This is a genomic window from Hyunsoonleella aestuarii (assembly GCF_006148925.1).
GTDB classification, from domain to species: Bacteria; Bacteroidota; Bacteroidia; order Flavobacteriales; family Flavobacteriaceae; genus Algibacter_D; species Algibacter_D aestuarii.
Window position 1 is genome coordinate 1,942,015 of sequence record NZ_VAWB01000001.1, and the last position, 20,950, is coordinate 1,962,964.

Genomic DNA, 20,950 nt, shown 5'->3' on the forward strand with positions numbered 1-20,950 from the left:
GTTAATTTTGTAATTTCCTTTTTTCATGCAACAAACAACAAATACTATTTTAATGATTCGTCCTGTAAGTTTTAGGATGAATGAACAAACGGCTGTAAACAATTATTACCAAAAGAATTTGGAAAACATGTTGCCCGATGCCATTAATGCTAAGGCTCAGAAGGAGTTTGATAGTTATGTTGAAAAATTGCGCGGTATTGGAGTCAATGTTATTGTTGTGGATGATAGAAAAGAAACGGATACACCAGATTCTATTTTTCCGAATAACTGGGTTTCTTTTCATGAAAATGGTGACGTTGGTCTATATCCAATGTTTGCAGAAAATAGACGCTTGGAACGTCGAGAGGATATTTTAGAAACCTTAGAAGAAAAAGGCTTTTTAATAAACAATATAATAGACTATACTGAAGCTGAACTAGAACAAGTGTTTTTAGAAGGAACAGGTAGTGTAATTTTAGACCGTATTAATCGTAAAGCATATTGTGCTTTATCTCCAAGAGCAGATGAAGATTTGTTTATAGAATTTTGTGAGGATTTCGAGTTCTTCCCAGTTGTTTTTACATCTAACCAAACAGTAAATGGTGAACGAAAAGCTATTTACCATACTAATGTTATGATTTGCGTAGGAGAGACCTTCGCAGTAATTTGTTTGGAAAGTATTGATGATAAGAAAGAGCGTAAAAATGTCATTAAGCATCTTAAAGAAGATGGAAAAGAAATTGTTGCTATAAATGAGGCTCAAGTGAACAATTTCGCTGGAAATATGTTGCAAGTTAAAGGCAAGAATAATGAGCTTTATTTAATTATGAGTCAAGCTGCTCATGATTCATTAAATGAAAATCAAATAAAAACACTTAGAAAACATTCTAACATTCTAACAAGCTCATTAGATACTATTGAAGCATGTGGAGGCGGCAGTGCACGTTGCATGATGGCAGAGGTGTTTTTGCCAAAAGCTTAATTTTATATCTCAGGTTTTTGTTTAGGTAACTGCACGTAAAAGGTGCTACCAACATTTAAGGTGCTTTCAACCCAAATTTTACCTTTATTAAGTTCAACTAATTCTTTGCAAATAGACAGCCCTAAACCGGTTCCTTTTTCATTGTTTGTTCCTACAGTGGTAAAAGAGCTGCTTTTAAAAAGCTTACCAATATTTTCTTTGGATATACCAACGCCAGTATCGGCTACACTTAAAATACAATGACCATTACTAATATGATTGGAAACCGTAATCGTATCACCACTGTTACAAAATTTTAAAGCATTGGCAAGTAGGTTTTGAACAACGATTTCAATCATACTTTTGTCAGCATAAGCGAAATCACGTAAGGAGTGATCGACCAAGTTGATACCTTTACTTTCCATGCGCTGTTCTATAAGTTTTACTTTATCTTCAAAAATATCTTGAATATCAAATAGGCTTGGTTTAGGATCTAGTGATTGCATTTGTGATTTAGACCAATTTAAGAGGTTGAATAAAAGCAGTGACGCATTATTAGCGTTCTCACTTAATTCGGGAATTAAATTGTCAAACTCTTCTCGCGATAACGAACCATCTCTTAATAAGTTGATAAATCCGTTAATAGAGGATAACGAGTCTTTTAAGTCGTGAGAGATAATAGAAAATAATTTATCTTTTACTTGATTAACACTCTCCAAATGTTTGGTTTGTTCAACGAAAGCCTCATTTTGCAATTCAATCTTAATATTCTTTTCTTCAAGCTCCTGAACATATTTTACATTGTCGTTCTGTTTTGAATAAACCAAAAACAAAAATATTCCCATTAAAACAAGAGCAGCAAGTAACACATAAAACAATAGCTTAAAGCGCTTCATTTTTTCTTGACTGTCAGAAAGGATCTCGTTATTGGTACTTGCAATATTCTCAGAATCAGTAGTTTCTGTGACTCCTAATTCGGAATCTAAATTCATTTCAGGAATTACATTATTCGTAATATTTTCTTTGTTTAAAGTGTTTTTAAGCGTGAAATATTCACGCTGCCAAACAAAAGCACGATCAAAACGTCGCTTAGTAGAATCTAAAGTTTTCATTAAATCGTAATAAGTAAGCAATTCTTGTTTGTTATCGATCCGTTTAGCTATGGATCCAGCTTCAAGTAGTTGTCTTTCTGCAAGAATTAAACGTCTTTGTTGTAAATTTAATGCTCCTAGATTGTTTAGTGAGGTTAATAGACCGCTCTCATTCTTTATTCTTCTGTTAATGTTTAAAGATTGTAACAAGTATTTTGAGGCATTATCAAAATCATTAAACTGTAAATATTCACCACCTAATTTAGCAGATACTTGTCCGGTTATGGAGTCGTTGGATTGATTCGCGTTTAAAACTTTATTGTAATACTCAATTGCTTTTCTATGCTCTTTTTTCATCGAGTATAATTCTGCTAGCTGGCTATGCGATTCATTTACACCTTCAGAATCTCCTAAAGTTTCTTGAATATTTAAAGCTTTTAAATAGAATTCGGTAGCCTTATCATAGGATTTTATGCTAAAGTAGGCCTGTGCTAAATTGCTGTAAGCAATATTAAGTTCGTATTTTAAATCGCGTTGTTCTAAAATATTGATTGCTGACAAGGCATATTGTAGTCCTTTTTTATAGTTACCTCGTTTAATTTCAATTAAACCAATACTGTTATTAACTCGCGCAACTCCCAAGATGTCTTCAAGGCTTTTGAAAAGTGCTTTAGATTTTGAATAACTGCTAACTGCATTAATATAATCGTCTTTTTGGGCATAGATTGATGCTTTATAGAAGTTTACTTCTGCAAGCCCTTTATTGTAGTTAAGTGTAGTCGCTAGCTTTTCGGTTTCTAAAATGTATTTTAAAGCTCTATCAAGGTCATTAGCATTATAGAGTGATTCAATGAGTTTTATTGAGGTGTCAGCTTTTAAAGAATCTTGTTTCTGAAAGGCTAATTGTATGGTTAGACTGTCTATTTCTTGGGTTTGAGAAAACCCCAATGAAATAGCTAATAACAGACCTAACGTAATTATTTTATTCATACAATTTGCGATATATAACCAAGTTCTTTTAATAAGTAGTTATATCTAGAGGTCTTTATTGAGGGAACAAGAAAACTCTATATGTTAAGCTTAATATGTTTTGATTATTAGCGTTAAAAAACGATATGTAAATTATCTAGTTGATTAATAGCTTTAACAAAAGTTATAAAAACACCTATGAAAAGCTAATTTCTAGGTTTTACTACCAATAAATTAGATGAAATGAGCCGTATTTTTTATGTAAAAATCGACGAATAGATTAACGGCAGAAATCATAGAAAAACTACACTTTTATCGATGAGATGTATCATTTTTATATAATATTTTAAAGGCTTCAAACATAGATAATTAATGGAGATCCTAATGAAATTTATGTTTTGTTTGTTCGAATGATGTTAGAGTGAAAAATTTATTGAAGGTTAGTTATATTTTTCCAAGGGCTTTTTGCTAACTATCACAAAGCTAAAAAGCAATAAATATTCTATATTTGCACACTTAAAAAGCGACTATTAATGAGCCTTCAAGAGACCTTAATTAATCAAGTAAAGCAAGCTGTTTTAGCAACTTATCAATTGGAAATTCCATCTGTGGAATTTCAAGCAACGCGCAAGGAGTTTGCAGGAGATATTACGGTGGTTATTTTTCCAATGCTTCGATATGTAAAAGGAAATCCCGTGCAAATTGGGGAAATCATTGGAGAATATTTAGTTAATAATGTTGAAGAAGTAAAAGCGTTTAATATTGTAAAAGGCTTTTTAAATATTGAAATTGATGATTCGTATTACATCAATTTTTTTAATGATATAAAGGGCGATAGTAGCTACGGATTTGTTAAATCCAAATCTGGAGATAACGCTATTATGGTTGAGTATTCATCACCAAATACTAACAAACCACTTCACTTAGGGCATATTAGAAACAATTTATTAGGTTATAGTGTTGCCGAAATTTTAAAGGCTTCTGGTAAGAAAGTTTATAAAACGCAAATTATTAACGATCGAGGGATTCATATTTGCAAAAGCATGTTGGCTTGGAAACGTTTTGGAAATGGAGAAACACCTGATAGCACTGGTTTAAAAGGTGATAAGTTGGTTGGTAACTATTATGTAAAATTTGACCAAGAATATAAAAAGGAAATACAGAGTTTAGTTAATCGAGGTAAAGCAGAAGAGGAAGCCAAAAAGGAAGCGCCTATTTTATTGGAAGCTCAAGAGATGTTGCGTAAATGGGAAGATGGAGATAATGAAGTTGTAGGGCTTTGGAAAAAAATGAATGGTTGGGTTTATGATGGTTTTAATGAGACTTACGAGAATTTAGGGGTCGATTTTGATACCTTGTATTACGAAAGTAAAACGTATTTGTTAGGAAAGGAATTTGTAATTGAAGGTTTAAAAACAGGTGTATTCGAAAAGGAGGAAGATGGTTCAGTTTGGTGTGATTTAACCGAAGAAGGTCTTGATAAAAAAATAGTACAAAGAGGCGATGGTACAGCTGTTTATATGACACAAGATATTGGTACAGCAATTCAGCGTATAAAGGATTTTCCAGATGTTGGCGGGATGGTTTACACTGTTGGGAACGAACAAGATTACCATTTTAAAGTCTTGTTTTTAATTCTTAAAAAGCTTGGATTTGATTGGGCTAAAAACTTATACCATTTAAGTTATGGGATGGTTGATTTACCAAGCGGAAAGATGAAAAGTAGAGAAGGTACTGTGGTAGATGCAGACGATTTAATTGATGAAATGGCAAAGACTGCAGGAGAGATTTCTGAAGAATTAGGAAAACTTGATGGCTATACTCAAGAAGAAAAACAAGCGCTTTATAAAACCATTGGTTTGGGTGCTTTAAAGTATTTCATTTTGAAGGTAGATCCTAAAAAACGTATTTTGTTTGATCCGAAGGAGTCCATTGATTTTCAAGGAAATACTGGGCCATTTATTCAATATACATATGCTAGAATTCAATCCATTTTAAGAAAAGCAAATCCAGATTCTTCTGATGCAATAAACGCAAGTGACCTTTCTCTTCACGATAAAGAGCGCGAACTTATTAAGCAGTTACAATTATTTCCAGAAGTTATCCAAAATGCAGCTGAGCAGCATAGTCCTGCATTAATCGCTAATTATACTTACGACCTGGTTAAAGAGTTTAATTCCTTTTACCAAAACGTGTCTATTTTGGGAGCAGACTCTGATAATGAAAAATTATTCAGAGTTCAATTGTCAAAGAAAGTAGCCCAAACTATTAAGAATGCTTTTAGTGTATTAGGGATAGAGGTGCCGGAAAGGATGTAGTAGCTCTAATAATATACTACTAATTGAAAGCATTCTGTTTAAACTTTATAAGGAGGCTACAGGATTAAGGCACTAATTTATTTGTTCTTTGACTTCCAATTGTAAGATAATTTCTATTTCTTCATCTACAACAATTAAACCTAAGGCCTTTGTAGGTGGGTCTAAATTAAAATCACATATATTTAATTTAATCGAGCCATTAATGGAAATCGACTCATTTTTTTCTATTATAACTGGTATGTAATAAGATTTTTTAACACCTGATAATTCAATATTTACAAGGGCATTAAAATTTGTATTTAGGTCCTGTTTTTTAACAGATACTAACTCCATCATAATTGAAGGATGTATATCAGAATTAAGTAAGTTATAAAAATCCTTGTTCATTCCGTTATTTCTGCAATCAAAACAAGAGTTTTGTAATATCAATTTAGTATTATGAAATAACATATTTGTGTCATTAAATTGGTAGCTAATTGGGATGGGATTCTTAATGTTTGAACAATCAAAATAGCAATTAAACTTGTTAATATTTGTCTTTCCCTTTATTTCTACTTTACTAGAAGGCGTAATAACCACCAAAGTTTCTCTAATGTCTGAATAATCATTAAAGCTAAACATTAGGAGTATCATTATATATGCAACAAATCTGTTCATTTTATTTTATTTAAAGGGATAAGCCTTGGTGTAAATTAAAATATTAGAGTCATTTTTTTCACACCAAGACTTAATCAAAAGTAATCTAAATTACCTTAGAAACTTATAACAGCTTCAACCATAAGGCCATTGAACTTACCATCCTCTAAGATTCCTGAAAAGTCATTATAACTTTGACTCATATATTCAGCCTTGAGGAGTATGTTCTTAGTCATAAACCAACCAGCGCCGAGTTGAAATCTATTTATACTTACATCGTTACCAGAAGCTTGTTCTGAGTTTACATTATTATATCTAGATCCTAAGTAGAAATTTTCTGATTCACCAAACCTGTAAATTAGTTCACCTGCAACTTGGGTTGTTGCTCTAGTATCTGAATCTCCAGTCGATTTACCAGATACAGTTTCAACAGTTCCGAAAAACTCTAAGCCTCCATACTTAAAGAATGGGTTTATCATAATAGCAGTAACACTATTTCTGATGTCAGGACTAAATCTTCCTGATCTAAAACCAGATGATGCTACAGGTTCCATTACGTGGTAATATCTTGAGCCAGTCCTGTCTGCAGAATATAGATATAAGTTTGGAGTAAATCCCGTGTTATATATAGAACCAGTCAATCGGAATCTGAATTCTTCATTAAATTGCTTATCGTAACCTAGTTTTGCTAAAAGAGAAGCACCACCAGTTAAATCGCTTGTGTAGTCAGTTGTTCCTCTCTTTAATGGGTCTTCTGTTGATTGGTTTAATTTACCGTTAGCGATACCTAACATTCCAAAAAAACCAGTGTCTCCATAGTAGTATAATTCTGCACCTACTTCTGTAGTAAACGCATCCATAATCAAGTTGCCAACAAACGGATTATAAATTGCCTGAGAGTTATCAGTTCTCCTAAAATGGGCATCACCATAGTTGTTTTCCATATGACCGATTTTTAAAGTAGCATGTTTCATGAAATTCTCTAAAAGACCCTCGCTAATAAAGTCTAAATTATCAATTTGAAAATAGCCACCCTTTACATAAGGTTCTGGATGGTGACGGGATGATAAATAAGTACGTAAGTGCATACGAACACCTTTTGCCAAAGCAACATCTAAATCTAAATTAGCAGTTGCTAAATTAAAGTTAGCACCAATATTTGCTAATTCCACAGCGCCAGAGTTTTCGTGATCCAATGCTTGATATTGAAGGGTTGATGACCCACCAACACGTACTTTTACATTTTCAAATGTGCTTACTGTGTCTTTTGGGGTTTCAAAAACGTTAATGCCGTTTTTGTCAGGTGATCTAAAATTATCTAATTGCCTGTTTTGAGCATTTAAGGTGAAACTCACCATTAAAATCATTGCGATTAACGCATTTTTATACATTGCTTTCATAATATTTGAATTAAGTGTGGTTGTTATATAGTTTTAAAAATTAATTTGTAATCAATTGTAATTTCATCGCCAGTAGTAATTGTTCCGAAAAGAGCTTTTGGTGGTTCAACACCAAAATCTGTCATCTTTATCTTTTTAGAACCTTCAATGCATACATTATTATTGTTTAATAGAATATTATTCTTCAATAAGATTTTCTTATTGTTTTCCATAATGGATAAAACTCCTTCAACCTCTATACTATAATTGTTTGGGTTGCTATTATTTAAAGTTGTAACTTCTGTTAATAGGAACTTTATATTTTTAAATTCATCTGTTTTTAATGCCTTGTAAGTGTTTTTATCCATTCCTTTTTTACCACTCTTTAAAGAGATGGGTGGTACTTCAAATTTTAAACTATTAATCGAACATTTATTAATATCATTAAAAGATATAGTGCCTGTACATGAACTAGAAGTAATAGTCCAATCATGAAGATTAGAAGTACCGTTTATGATAAGTGTGGATTCTTCTGGAACTAATTCAAAATTTTGAGCGCTACTCGTTTGAAATAGAAATACAATTAGAAATAACTGTATTATTAGGGTATGTTTTAATAGTGTTTTCATCGCCTTTTAATTACTAATACAAAGGTCAATGTTTAAAGTACATATTAATATGACTTTTGTCATATATCTATTATAGCAGGTAAATGTTACCTTTCTATTGATGTATATTTATTAATTATGAGTAACAATTAAGGAATGTTCAATTATTTTACGGATAAGTTTGGAGGGATTAGTCTTAAAAAGTTAGAATAATTGAGGATTAATTCTTTATCCAAACACCCGATTTACTGCCAATATTTTTTTGCTTTTTAAATTCTATTGGTATTGCAGAATCAAAATTACGTACTACGAAATGTAAATGTGGTTTTGTTGTAAAACCAGTGAAACCGGAAATGCCTATAGGCTGTCCTGCTTTAACATAGTCGTTTACTTTTACAAGAACACCATTTGTATCTAGGTGAACATAGAATGCAAGTGTACCATCATCATGGAAAACAATGATTTGGTTAGCTTTATTCCTAAACTCTCTGCCACCACGTTCGGTAAAATGAGAAATAGCATGAACTACATACCCACTTCTTGCTGCAACGATTGTATCTCCAATAGGCATTTTAAAATCAATGGCATAGCGTGATTGTTCCGAACTGTGGGAAAACTTTCCATTAAAACCTTGCATTATTTTGTATCTTTTTTTTCTTTGAAAAGGTAACTCGTAAAGATGACTTTTTATGGAATCCTTAAAAAGTCTTATACCAAAGGAATACGAAACATTTATGAAGTCTTCAGTTTTAAATGTGCTATCATTTTCAACAAGACGCTTAGGGATACTAATAACTTTAATAAGAGAGTCTTCCGGTTTACAAATGGTCTCGCCTTCTTTTATAAAAAACTCAATCTCTTTTAATTTGGCTATTTTAAGAGTTACAGGAGCATATGTTTTATTAATAAAATTATAGGTGGTTGCAGTATCACCTACAGTTTTCGTAAATGTAATGTCTTGACTATTAGCATTGATGAAAAACAATAAAGTCCAGACAATTAAAAACCCTCTTTTCAACACCTACTTAATTTTAATCTTCAACCAGTACCCATTCGCCTTTTGCAATTAAGGGTTCTGCTTGTTTGTACTTAACCGTTTTGTTTTCACCATTCATAATGTGCTTAATGGTAACACGATCATTACGACCAATTTTTGGTCTATCTCGAACAATCGTTTCAACTACTTCTTGGTTACGTTGCGTATTAGAAGCTGCTCTATTTTGAGCAGAACGCTCATCTAAATTAGGAATTTCATCCTTTTGTGTTTTTAGATTTTCTTTTTTACGTGTTTGTCTTGCTTCTTGTATGGTGTTTTGAGTCTCTTGTGGTAATTCACCTTTAAACAAGAATGAAATTACATCCTTATTTACTTGGTCAATCATAGCTTTAAACAACTCAAAAGCTTCAAACTTATATATTAATAATGGGTCTTTTTGTTCATGAACCGCCAATTGAACAGATTGCTTTAACTCATCCATTTTACGTAAATGCGTTTTCCAGGCATCGTCAATAATGGCAAGTGTAATATTCTTTTCAAAATCCGTAATCAATTGTTTACCATTCGTTTCGTAAGCCTTTTCTAGATCGGTAACTACGTTTAAAGTTTTTACACCGTCTGTAAATGGAACAACGATACGCTTGAATTTATCACGTTGTGTTTCGTAAACATTTTTAATCACAGGGAAAGCAATATCTGCATTGCGTTCCATTTTTTCTCTGTAATGCTCAAATGCCGATTTGTATATTTTCGACGTGATTTCTTGTTCAGATAATTTCCCAAATTCTTCTTCTGTTACAGGAGAACTCATTGAGAAATAACGAATCAATTCGAACTCAAAGTTCTTATAATCGTTAGCCCCTTTATTAGTTTCAGCAATGCCTTCAGATGTATCAAAAATCATATTTGCTAAATCTACACGAAGACGTTCACCAAATAATGCGTGGTGACGGCGTTTGTAAACCACCTCACGTTGTGCATTCATAACATCATCATATTCTAATAATCGCTTACGAACACCAAAATTGTTTTCTTCAACTTTCTTCTGCGCACGTTCTATAGACTTAGAAATCATAGAATGTTGAATCACTTCACCTTCTTTCAATCCCATGCGGTCCATCATTTTCGCAATACGTTCACTACCAAATAATCGCATTAAGTTATCTTCTAGAGACACATAAAACTGCGAACTACCAACATCTCCTTGACGGCCCGCACGACCACGTAATTGTCTGTCAACACGTCTAGAATCATGACGTTCTGTACCAACAATGGCTAAACCGCCCGCCGCTTTTACTTCATCACTTAACTTAATATCGGTTCCACGACCAGCCATATTTGTTGCGATAGTAACTTGTCCAGTTTTACCTGCTTGATCTACGATTTCAGCTTCTTTTTTATGTTGCTTCGCATTAAGTACGTTATGCGGTATTTTTCGAATGCTCAGCATTTTACCAAGTAACTCCGAAATCTCTACCGAAGTGGTACCAATTAATACAGGACGTCCAGCTTGCGATAAGTTTATTACATCATCGATAACCGCGTTGTACTTTTCACGCTTAGTTTTATAAACTAAATCTTCTTTATCATCTCTAGCTATTGGTTTGTTGGTTGGAATCTCAACGACATCTAATTTATATATTTCCCAAAACTCACCAGCTTCTGTTACCGCAGTACCTGTCATACCAGACAATTTGCGATACATTCTAAAGTAATTTTGTAAGGTTACCGTAGCAAAGGTTTGCGTTGCATCTTCAATTTTTACATTCTCTTTGGCTTCAATGGCTTGGTGTAAACCGTCAGAATAACGACGACCGTCCATGATACGACCCGTTTGCTCATCAACAATCATAACCTTATTATCCATGACAACATATTGCGTGTCTTTTTCAAATAAAGCATAAGCTTTTAAAAGCTGATTTAGGGTATGGATACGTTCAGACTTAACACCAAAGTCTTTAAAAAGCTCTTCCTTAAGTTTGGCTTCTTCTTCTGGAGATAAACCTTGTTGCTCAATTTTGGCAACTTCCATACCTATTTCAGGCATGACAAAAAAGTCTGGATTGTCTTTACCAGAAAGATATTCAATACCCTTGTCGGTTAATTCAATCTGATTATTTTTTTCTTCAATAACATAGTACAATTCAGCATCAACCTTTGGCATTTCGCGGTTGTTGTCTTGCATGTAAAAGTTCTCTGTTTTTTGTAGTAGTTGTTTAACACCTTCTTCAGATAAAAACTTTATTAAAGCTTTATTTTTTGGGATACCACGATAAACGCGCAATAATTGAAAGCCGCCTTCTTTGGTATCACCTGCCGCAATTAATTTTTTAGCTTCGGCTAAAACACCAGTTAAATATTTTCGTTGTACCGAAACAATGTCATCTACCTTAGGTTTTAATTCATTGAATTCGTGACGGTCTCCTTTTGGAATTGGACCAGAAATAATTAATGGGGTACGCGCGTCATCCACTAAAACAGAATCCACCTCATCAACAATGGCGTAATGATGTGGACGTTGTACTAAATCGTCCGGGGAGTGCGCCATATTATCACGCAAGTAATCGAAACCGAATTCGTTGTTCGTTCCGTAGGTAATATCGGCATTGTAAGCTTTTTTGCGAGCATCAGAGTTGGGTTGATGGTAATCAATACAATCAACGCTCATCCCATGGAATTCAAAAATAGGAGCCATCCAAGCGCTATCACGTTTTGCTAGATAGTCGTTTACAGTTACTAAATGAACGCCTTTTTCGGCAAGGGCATTTAAATATACAGGAAGCGTTGCGACAAGGGTTTTACCTTCACCCGTTTGCATTTCTGCAATCTTACCTTGGTGTAGTGCAATACCACCAATTAACTGAACATCGTAATGCACCATGTCCCAGGTAATGGGTTTTCCGGCAGCGTCCCATGAATTCGCCCAAGTCGCATTATCCCCATCGAGGGTAACGTATGTTTTTTCTCCAGACAAGGTTCTGTCAAACTCATTGGCTTTAACCGTAATTTCGGTGTTATCCACAAAACGTTTTGCAGTTTCTTTCACAACCGCAAATGCTTCTGGTAATATGTCGTTTAAAACACCTTCTGTAACCTCGTAAACATCATCTCTTAGTTTATCAATATCTTGATAGATGTCTTCACGTCGGTCTATGTCTTCAGTGTTTTCTGCTTCTTCTAAAAGATTAGCAATTTGTTCGTTAATGGCTTTAGTAGCATCAGCAATTTTTGCTTTAAACGTTGCTGTTTTTCCTCGTAATTCGTCATGCGATAAAGCCGCAATAGAAGATTCAAAGGTTTTAATTTTATCAACTAAAGGCGTTATGGCCTTAACATCTTGTTTCGATTTGTCTCCTACAAATACTTTTAGGACTGAATCTAAAAAACTCATATGTATGTATTTTATATTTATTTGTCATTCATAGCATTCCGAATATATTCGGAGTCGAAATAATCTCACTTAAAAATAAAAAGAGATTCTTTATAGCATTCAGAATGACATTTGTATTTATTTGTCAAGTAATAATGCATTGTATAATGCGCTTCCAAAGATACATTTTGTTATGCTTTTTTCTTGCGTAATAACATAAAAAAAAGCCTCAAATCGAGACTTTTTTAATGGTTCTTTGTGCTTTATTTAATATTCATCTTCATTCCAAAGATAATCTTCATCGGTTGGATAATCAGACCAAATTTCCTCAATCGAATCGTAGGAGTCTCCCTCATCTTCAATTGACTGCAAATTTTCAACAACCTCCAAAGGAGCACCCGTTCTAATAGCATAATCTATTAATTCGTCTTTTGTTGCTGGCCATGGCGCATCACTTAAATAAGATGCTAATTCTAAAGTCCAATACATGTATTATGTGTTTAATTTTTTGCAAAAATAATTTTTTAGTTTAAACACACAAGAAAAAAATGAAATATTTGAAATCATTAATTAAAAGAACGTATCTTTTTGTAATCTAAACCCTTGCAATTATTCCTGCGGGGTTAAATAAAATCTAGCAAAATTAATTTTCGAATTACTAAATTGACGTTACCACAAGGGTCGGGCTTTTCGTTTAAAGTTTTGGCTCGATGCATGCCTCGCCAAAAGCTATCACTGCAATCCCTAACGCTCTTACCGTTTCTATAAGAAACCTATTGCTTCTCAGGAATCCACTTAATTTCATTTGCTTGTAAGTCAGAAGACAACTTTCGTGCCAATACAAAAAGATAGTCAGAAAGTCGGTTTAGGTACATTAATGCATTCGACTCAACTGGTTCCAGTTCATTTAGTGCTGTAGCTAAACGCTCGGCGCGTCTACAAACGCAGCGCGCTATGTGACAGAATGACACCGTTTGGTGGCCTCCAGGCAAAACAAAGTGGGTCATAGGTGGTAAAACATCATCCATACTATCCATTTCTTTTTCTAAAAGCTGGATGTTTTCATCAGAAATTTTCGGGATATTCAAGCGTTCTTTACCATTTTTTAAGATAGCTTTTTCGGGGTCGGTAGCTAGAATAGCTCCAATGGTGAAAAGTCTATCTTGTATATGAATCAAGGTGTCTTTATAATTTTGATGGATGTCTTGGTCGCGAATCAATCCGAGATAGGAGTTAAGTTCATCCACGGTTCCATAACTTTCTATTCTAATATGATGCTTTGGTACGCGTGTTCCTCCAAACAAAGCTGTAGTGCCTTTGTCTCCTGTTTTGGTATAAATTTTCATTTCTTAATCGTAGTTTTTGTCAAATTTACGGTAAACTTCATAACTTAACGAATAATCTAATTTACGATTAAACCCTAATTCTAAAATGTTCCTTTACTTGCTCTTGTCTAAAAAAGACAAATCCCCAATTAAAAGTGTCGATGGTTACGGATACTTTAGGATGATTTTTAATAGTCTCCCAAGCTTCGGTCATTCCTTTGGACCAGTAAATATCATCAAAAATAAAAACAGAATCATTATGGGCAGTGGTTAACAAAGTTTCAAAGTAATGTAATGTCGCTTCCTTTTGGTGGTTACCATCAAAGAAGATGAGGTCATATGCGTTGGAGCTTAATTTTTTAATTTCTTCTTTAAAATTACCATTAATGACATGGGTATTCTCTAAGTTAAGTTTTGAAAACTGTTCTAATACTAGCTTTGAAATGTTGGGACAACCTTCTATAGTCGTAATATGTGCTTCTGGATTCCCTAAAGATATGGCTGAGGTCGCTATTCCAAGTGATGTACCTAGTTCTAATATGTTTTTTGGATTAAAATAGGAGCTAAGCCTATATAAAAGTTGTGCTCGTTTATTTGTAGTACCAGCGTTTTTAGCTAAGCTAGAAATTTGGCGCTCTTTCTGTTTCATAACTTGGGATCCTGCGCCTAAATCTGTAACGTTAACACGTGTGTGGTTTTTAAGTAAAGATTTTCGGTAATCCCAAAGGGTTTTATATGCTTGGTAATTTTTTTTGTCGTAAAAACATTGAGTCACTATGTTGTATATAAATGGAGAATGTACACCGTGTTGGTTGGTAGATTTAAAAAGGAACTTTATGTATTGCTTTATTTGGTAAAACATGTTTTTAGCGATTCTCAATATTTTTTTAACTAAACGGTTGATTGTCAAGCTGAGCGTGTCACACTGAGCGCAGTCGAAGTGCAATCAAAGCCATGGGCCCTCTTATTTATATTTAAAGTGTGTTGCATTTCTGCATTCAGAAAGTATTTGGAGCATATTAAAATCGCCTCGTATCAAAGCTGCTTTTTTCGCTCTAGTCCATTTTTTAATTTTATTTTCAAAATGTATAGCTTGTAATACATCATTAAATTCTTGATAAAACTCTAAAGATAAAGGTCTTCTCTTATAAGTGTAAGCATCTTTATCGTAACCAGATTGATGTTCTGCAACTCTTTTTTCTAAATCATTCGTTATTCCCGTATAGAAATTTTCATCATTACATTTGAGTATGTAGACATAATAAAATAGCATATCGGTTTTAGTTGAGGTTTTGTTTTCTAATTGGTACAAACATATAAAAAAAGAGGGTTCGACTGCGCTCACCCTGACAGTTGTCTTTAAAATTGGGAATATATACCATGTTGGTTGGTAGATTTAAAAAGGAACTTTATGTATTGCTTAATTTGGTATAACATGCCTTTAATTTCAGAGCTTTATATTTTAACAGCTAACAGCTAACAGCTAACAGCTAACAGCTAACAGCTAACAGCTAACCATCATCCCTCCAATTTAGACGATAACTCAAACCAGCGTTCTTCTTTGGCTTCAATGGTATTAATAATAGTTTGAAGTTCTTCAGAAAGTTTGTTTATCTCATCTTGGGATAACTCAGCGTTGTTAAATTTATTCTCCAGTTCTTTTTTATCATAGGCTAAGGAATTAAGTTTACTTTCAATGTTTTTCAATTCCTTTTCTTCATTGTATGAAAGTTTCGAGGCTTCGTTTTGTTTCCATGATTGCTTATCTTTTTTATCTTCAGAAGGAGTTTTAGAAATTACGGGTTGGCTATCTTCATAAACTCTATAGTCGGTATAATTACCAGGGAAATCTTCAATCACACCTTCACCTTTAAATACAAATAAATGGTCGACTACTTTGTCCATAAAATAGCGGTCATGTGAAACAACAATAATACATCCAGGGAAATCTAGGAGAAAACTTTCCAAAACATTAAGTGTCACAATATCGAGATCGTTTGTGGGTTCGTCGAGAATTAAAAAATTAGGGTTCTGAATTAAAACGGTACATAAATAGAGACGTTTGCGTTCTCCACCACTTAATTTTTCAACGAAATCATACTGTTTTTTTCTGCTAAATAAAAAACGTTCTAAGAGTTGCTGAGCGCTAATTTGACGCCCCTTTTTTAGAGGAATGTAATCACCAAATTCACGTATTACGTCAATGACTTTTTGTTCAGGTTTAATGGCAATACCGCTTTGTGTATAGTAGCCAAATTTTACAGTATCCCCCTTAACCACTTTGCCAGAATCTGGTTGATTTGTTTGGGTTAAAATATTTAAAAAGGTCGTTTTTCCTGTCCCATTTTTTCCAATAATACCAACGCGCTCGCCTTTTTTAAAGGTGTAATCGAAGCTGTTTAAAATGGTTTTATCCTTGAAGGCTTTGGATACCTTATGGAATTCTAGAATCTTACTACCCAAACGTTCCATATTAAGTTCTAGCTGTACTTCATGGTCGTTTCTACGTTGGTGAGCGCGATGTTTTATATCTGCAAAATCGTCTATTCGTGATTTCGATTTTGTGGTTCTTGCTTTAGGTTGGCGCCGCATCCAAGTCAATTCTTTTTTAAAAAGTTGTTTGGCCTTACCAGTTTCTACGGACTCGCGTTCAATTCGAGCTTCTCTTTTTTCCAGATAATACGAGTAGTTGCCCTTATAACTATATAATTGCCCTTCATCTAGTTCGATAATTTCGTTACATACACGCTCTAAAAAATAGCGGTCATGCGTTACCATAAAAAGGGTTATACTTTCTTTGGCGAAAAAGGACTCTAACCATTCGATCATTTCTAAATCTAAATGATTGGTTGGCTCGTCTAGAATGAGTAAATCGGGTTTATTGATAAGCGCATTGGCTAGTGCTAAACGCTTTTTTTGTCCACCAGAAAGCGTGCTTATTTTTTGTTCTAAATTATCAAGCTTTAGTTTGAACAGTATTTGCTTGTAAAGGGTTTCAAAATCCCAAGCTTGATGACGCTCCATAGCATCAAAGGCAGCTTGGTAAGCTTCCGTGTCTTCTGGGTTTAAAAGTGCTTTTTCGTAATTTGAAATAACTTTTAAAATGGGATTTTCACTAGCTAAAATAGCATCTTCTACAGTGAGGGTATTATCAAATTTAGGGTCTTGAGATAGAAAGGACACTTTTACGTCTTTTCTATAAATAATGGATCCAGAATCAGGTATGTCATCGCCAGACAGCATGTTTAAAATGGAGGTTTTTCCAGTGCCATTTTTAGCGACAAAAGCTATTTTCTGGTCCTTATGGACACTAAATGAAATGTCTTCAAAAAGAACAAGTTCGCCGTAAGATTTTGCTATGTTTTCTACTGTGAGGTAATTCAATATTTTGCTTTTTGCAAAGAAAGGAAAAATGTATGAACTAGTAAGTTCTATGGAGTTGTTTAGGGTTTTAATTTTTTTAATCTTTGTTTAAACCCAAAACACCAATTATGTCTTTCCAGAAAATAGGCATAATGTAAAGCATTACTATGTTAAAAGAACTACTAAATGTAGCCATAAAGGCTTCTCTTGAAGCAGGAGACGAAATAATGAAGATTTATAATCGTGATTATGCCGTTGATTATAAAAAAGACCAATCGCCTTTAACGGAAGCTGATATTGCTTCAAACCAGGTTATAAATTCATATTTAGAGCAAACAAATATCCCTATAATAAGTGAAGAAAATAAGCAGTTAGATTATTCTGAAAGAAAAAAGTGGTCGCGTTGTTGGATTGTAGACCCTTTAGATGGTACTAAAGAGTTTATAAAAAAGAATGATGAGTTTACCGTTAATATTGCATTGGTCGAAAACGGTATAACCGTTTTAGGTGTCATTTTTGCACCAGCACTAAAGGAATTGTATTATACAGATGCCACCAAATTTAATGCATATAAATTGCATGTAGAAAATTCAGAGCAATATGAAGACAAACTTTTCCATGAGCAAGATAAATTGATACCTTCACCGGACAATAAGGATTTAGTAAATATAGTTGCAAGTAGATCTCATATTGATGATACCACCTTAAATTTCATAAATACTTTGAAATCAAAATATGATACTGTTAATATTGTATCTAAAGGAAGTTCTTTAAAATTTTGTTTAGTAGCAAATGGTAAAGCAGATATATACCCTAGATTTGCACCAACCATGGAATGGGATACAGCAGCAGGACAAGCTATATGCGAAGCGGTTGGATTGCAAGTTATAGATATGACAACAAATAAAAAGATGTTTTACAACAGGCAAAACTTGTTAAATAATCATTTTTTGGTTACTAAGAATGACTGATAAGTCACATAAGAGGCATATAGCTAAAGCCATTACTTGGCGCATTGTAGGAACCATAGATACGATTTTACTATCATGGCTTATTTCTGGGAATCCGTTTGTAGGTTTGCAAATAGGAGCCTTAGAAGTTATTACAAAGCTTCTATTGTATTATATACATGAACGAATCTGGTTTAAAAGTCATGTCAAAGAAAAAAATAAGCGACATTTATTTAAAACAGTAACTTGGAGGGTAGTTGGTACTATTGATACCGTTTTAGTGGCTTGGGTAATTACTGGAAACCCAATAACAGGTTTAAGTATTGGTTTTGTAGAAGTTATTACCAAAATGATATTGTATTACCTGCATGAACGTGGATGGTATAAGTTAAATTATGGTATTGAACAAAGACGTAAAAATAAATCTCATGAGAATTAGTTAAACCTTAGTGTGTTTTGAAAAAAAATTGTTGCTACTAGTGAATTTTGCTCATTTTTATGAATTAAATTAGCACTTGGACAAGCTGAGCAGAATTATTGAAAATCAAATTTTTCGATTAAAAAACCTGTTCTCGATACAGTTTTATTGACTTCGACTGCGCTCAGTCTGACAGAAAATTACTCGAACTGATATTTAGTTTAATCTATTTAATCAAAATGCATAGCAGGTATAGTTATTATTAAACTATGACATAAGCCATAACAAGAAGCTGATACCAACCGAAATGATTATTAACGCATTACAATTCTATGCTGAGCAATGTCGAAGCATGACCAATAAAAAACAATAAAATTTAAATAGATGAAAAAGAATATTACCAAACATTCCTATAAAATATCATGCGATGAAAGAAGGGCATTGAATAAGCATCATTCCTTTTTAGTGTTTTTTACGGGCTTGTCTGGCGCTGGAAAATCTACTTTAGCGAATAGATTGGAGGAACGTTTGTATAATGAAGGTATTCATACTTATGTTTTAGATGGCGATAATGTTAGAAAAGGGATTAATAAAAATTTAGGATTTTCACCAGAAGATAGATCTGAGAATAACAGACGTATCGCTGAAATATCTAAATTGTTTATTGATGCAGGGATTGTGGTTTTATGCGCTTTTATTTCTCCATATAAAAAAGACAGAGCATATATTAAAAAAATTGTTGGAGCAGATAATTATATAGAAGTCTTTGTTAATACTAGTCTGGAAGAATGCGAACGTCGTGATATCAAGGGGTTGTATAAAAAAGCGAGAGCAGGAAAAATAAAAAACATGACCGGGATTTCTGCGCCTTACGAAGCCCCGGAACATCCAGATATTGAATTATCAGAACATCAATCTATTGATGAGTCTGTTGCGTTAATTTTTAATAAAATAAAGCATAAACTAAAAATTATGTAGCAGAGTTTTTTAAAGTAATCCTCCGTCTGAATAGCAAACTATTCAGCTTCTTACACCAGCTCGCTCCTGCAGTAAATATATCAACTTGATATATTTTTAACGCTTGGTCGTCTTACAGGTAAGGGAGGAGCAAATTAAATTAAACCTGACTTTTATAACAGGGGATAATTCAATTATTTTCTCTACCTCATAATGTATTTAAAAATAAAAGAGGCTATCTAACATAGATAGCCTCTAAACGCATTAACGAGTTTTAATTACAATACCTCAATTAGTTTAAGGGCATTAAATGCTCCATTATTAAGTGAGTACTGAACACCATTAATCTCTTGAAAAAATGCTATTTTTAAAAAGTAGCATGTATTTCCAGTTCCAGTTGGTGCCGCTGGCGGTGTTAACGTAATAGATGACAACGTTCCATTAATAGTTACATTGGATACTGGACTAACCGTTAGGTCTTTTTCACCTGTCGAGAAATCAAGATTCAAAAACGCCGATGTAAAACTTACATGCGTCGCACCGCTAGGTACGCTTAAGTCCTGACTTGCTATAAGATTGGAAATAACAATCTCACCGGTAGTAGTTTCAAGCGAATAATTTGCTAATAACACGCTACTTAATATGGCCTGTTTGTTAAAATCGAAACCTTTAAGTGCTACCTTGCCATCTTCTGTAGCTAAACCAACTGATACTTTCCGTTCTCCTCGAATGGAGCTTAGATCGGCATTTTTGATTTTGCTCATTACCTGAGTCAAACGTGGTGTAACACCAGAGTCTTTGGCATCTGCCATTAAACTTGTTATTGCTCTTCGCAATATTTTACCACTTGTGGCACTATGGCCAAATTCGGTACCATTTTCGCGAGTTCTAGCAAAAGCAGGATCATTTTTAATTCTGTTTGCACTTACACCTCCTTTGGTTCTTACTAAATACGCTCCTTCTTTGCCCTTGTAAAAGGTAAGATCGTCTAGCGTGCCTTCGATCTTAATTAAGCTTTTTAATTTTGCCATAGTTTATATGGTTTTAGTTATACAAATTTTTTTTTATCAGATTCACCCAAAGGATATATGTGATTATTAGCTTATCAACTTTATGAGTCTTTTGGTTTTCTGATGCTGTAAAATTATCTACGTTATCTAAGGGTTTTTTAAAATGACGTCATTTAATATTTATTTTTTTTCTAAGTCTGTAATTAATGGTTGTTAAAAACATGTTTCGATAATACTGTTTCAATACCCTATCGATACATTATCGATACACTTTCTATATTTTAAGTAGTTGCATTAGATGAAATCATCATCATTTTACATAAATAAGAGTTTAGAAGAATTTCAGGTTGAAACAATTTATTTTTTTAGTGATATAAGTATGTGTAATTATCGTTGATAAGGACTGATTTCTTTATAAGTGAATATTTTTATTTTAGAAAATATGTGAAAAACAGTTTGAATTTGTATTAAAAAACTACTTCATATATATTATTGCATTTATCATTTTGCCTAGCGCTCTTCCACATTGAATTCATCCACTGATACAATTTTCCGTTTAGTTTTATTATAAACAAGTGAAGGGCTAGTTAATTTGGCTTTAGACCAAAAAAATATGTAG

General features: G+C 33.4%; 17 protein-coding genes. 5 read left to right on the forward strand and 12 right to left on the reverse strand.

Annotation, left to right across the window (positions count from 1 at the left end):
* The first annotated feature begins 25 nt into the window (after positions 1-25).
* Positions 26-961 (forward strand): citrulline utilization hydrolase CtlX, encoded by a 936-nt coding sequence (gene ctlX, locus FEF17_RS08840; RefSeq protein WP_139001967.1) that lies wholly within the window; start codon positions 26-28, stop codon positions 959-961.
* A 2-nt stretch (positions 962-963) separates the two neighbouring features.
* On the opposite strand, the gene FEF17_RS08845 is transcribed toward ctlX, so the two are convergent.
* Positions 964-3,021 carry a tetratricopeptide repeat-containing sensor histidine kinase gene (locus FEF17_RS08845; protein WP_139001968.1) on the reverse strand — a complete coding sequence of 686 codons (2,058 nt, stop codon included), beginning with the start codon at positions 3,019-3,021 and terminating at the stop codon, positions 964-966.
* Positions 3,022-3,533: 512 nt separating this feature from the next.
* Here FEF17_RS08845 and argS point away from each other — a divergent pair.
* On the forward strand, positions 3,534-5,318 hold the full coding sequence (gene argS / locus FEF17_RS08850) for an arginine--tRNA ligase (protein WP_139001969.1): 1,785 nt from the start codon (positions 3,534-3,536) through the stop codon (positions 5,316-5,318).
* A 72-nt stretch (positions 5,319-5,390) separates the two neighbouring features.
* Here argS and FEF17_RS08855 read toward each other — a convergent pair whose 3' ends face one another.
* The 10 genes from FEF17_RS08855 to abc-f all read right to left on the reverse strand — a co-directional run bounded on the left by FEF17_RS08855 (position 5,391) and on the right by abc-f (position 17,017).
* On the reverse strand, positions 5,391-5,975 hold the full coding sequence (locus FEF17_RS08855; RefSeq protein WP_139001970.1) for a YceI family protein: 585 nt from the start codon (positions 5,973-5,975) through the stop codon (positions 5,391-5,393).
* Positions 5,976-6,070: 95 nt separating this feature from the next.
* Positions 6,071-7,354 (reverse strand): hypothetical protein, encoded by a 1,284-nt coding sequence (locus tag FEF17_RS08860; protein WP_139001971.1) that lies wholly within the window; start codon positions 7,352-7,354, stop codon positions 6,071-6,073.
* Between the two features lie 23 nt (positions 7,355-7,377).
* The gene (locus FEF17_RS08865) at positions 7,378-7,962 is read right to left on the reverse strand and encodes a YceI family protein (protein WP_139001972.1); all 585 of its coding nucleotides are present in this window, start codon (positions 7,960-7,962) and stop codon (positions 7,378-7,380) included.
* Positions 7,963-8,161: 199 nt separating this feature from the next.
* Positions 8,162-8,959, reverse strand: a complete 798-nt coding sequence (locus FEF17_RS08870) for a M23 family metallopeptidase (protein ID WP_139001973.1) — start codon at positions 8,957-8,959, stop codon at positions 8,162-8,164.
* Positions 8,960-8,972: 13 nt separating this feature from the next.
* The gene (gene secA, locus FEF17_RS08875; protein ID WP_139001974.1) at positions 8,973-12,329 is read right to left on the reverse strand and encodes a preprotein translocase subunit SecA; all 3,357 of its coding nucleotides are present in this window, start codon (positions 12,327-12,329) and stop codon (positions 8,973-8,975) included.
* A 246-nt stretch (positions 12,330-12,575) separates the two neighbouring features.
* Positions 12,576-12,797 carry a DUF2795 domain-containing protein gene (locus FEF17_RS08880; RefSeq protein WP_019387375.1) on the reverse strand — a complete coding sequence of 74 codons (222 nt, stop codon included), beginning with the start codon at positions 12,795-12,797 and terminating at the stop codon, positions 12,576-12,578.
* A gap of 284 nt (positions 12,798-13,081) precedes the next feature.
* Positions 13,082-13,654, reverse strand: a complete 573-nt coding sequence (locus FEF17_RS08885) for a cob(I)yrinic acid a,c-diamide adenosyltransferase (RefSeq protein WP_139001975.1) — start codon at positions 13,652-13,654, stop codon at positions 13,082-13,084.
* A 67-nt stretch (positions 13,655-13,721) separates the two neighbouring features.
* Positions 13,722-14,495: an O-methyltransferase gene (locus FEF17_RS08890; protein ID WP_139001976.1), complete on the reverse strand. Its 774-nt coding sequence runs from the start codon at positions 14,493-14,495 to the stop codon at positions 13,722-13,724.
* A gap of 102 nt (positions 14,496-14,597) precedes the next feature.
* On the reverse strand, positions 14,598-14,906 hold the full coding sequence (locus tag FEF17_RS08895; RefSeq protein WP_139001977.1) for a GIY-YIG nuclease family protein: 309 nt from the start codon (positions 14,904-14,906) through the stop codon (positions 14,598-14,600).
* A 245-nt stretch (positions 14,907-15,151) separates the two neighbouring features.
* Positions 15,152-17,017 carry a ribosomal protection-like ABC-F family protein gene (gene abc-f, locus FEF17_RS08900; protein ID WP_139001978.1) on the reverse strand — a complete coding sequence of 622 codons (1,866 nt, stop codon included), beginning with the start codon at positions 17,015-17,017 and terminating at the stop codon, positions 15,152-15,154.
* A 146-nt stretch (positions 17,018-17,163) separates the two neighbouring features.
* Between abc-f and cysQ the strand changes: the two genes are divergently transcribed.
* The 3 genes from cysQ to cysC all read left to right on the forward strand — a co-directional run bounded on the left by cysQ (position 17,164) and on the right by cysC (position 19,342).
* The gene (cysQ, locus tag FEF17_RS08905; protein WP_139001979.1) at positions 17,164-17,967 is read left to right on the forward strand and encodes a 3'(2'),5'-bisphosphate nucleotidase CysQ; all 804 of its coding nucleotides are present in this window, start codon (positions 17,164-17,166) and stop codon (positions 17,965-17,967) included.
* A complete protein-coding gene (locus FEF17_RS08910) occupies positions 17,960-18,385 on the forward strand; it encodes a DUF2061 domain-containing protein (RefSeq protein ID WP_139001980.1) in 426 nt (141 codons plus the stop codon). Before cysQ ends, FEF17_RS08910 begins: the two co-directional genes overlap by 8 nt.
* A 363-nt stretch (positions 18,386-18,748) precedes the next feature.
* A complete protein-coding gene (gene cysC / locus FEF17_RS08915; RefSeq protein WP_139001981.1) occupies positions 18,749-19,342 on the forward strand; it encodes an adenylyl-sulfate kinase in 594 nt (197 codons plus the stop codon).
* A gap of 257 nt (positions 19,343-19,599) precedes the next feature.
* Here cysC and FEF17_RS08920 read toward each other — a convergent pair whose 3' ends face one another.
* On the reverse strand, positions 19,600-20,352 hold the full coding sequence (locus FEF17_RS08920) for a hypothetical protein (RefSeq protein WP_139001982.1): 753 nt from the start codon (positions 20,350-20,352) through the stop codon (positions 19,600-19,602).
* Positions 20,353-20,950 lie beyond the last annotated feature (598 nt).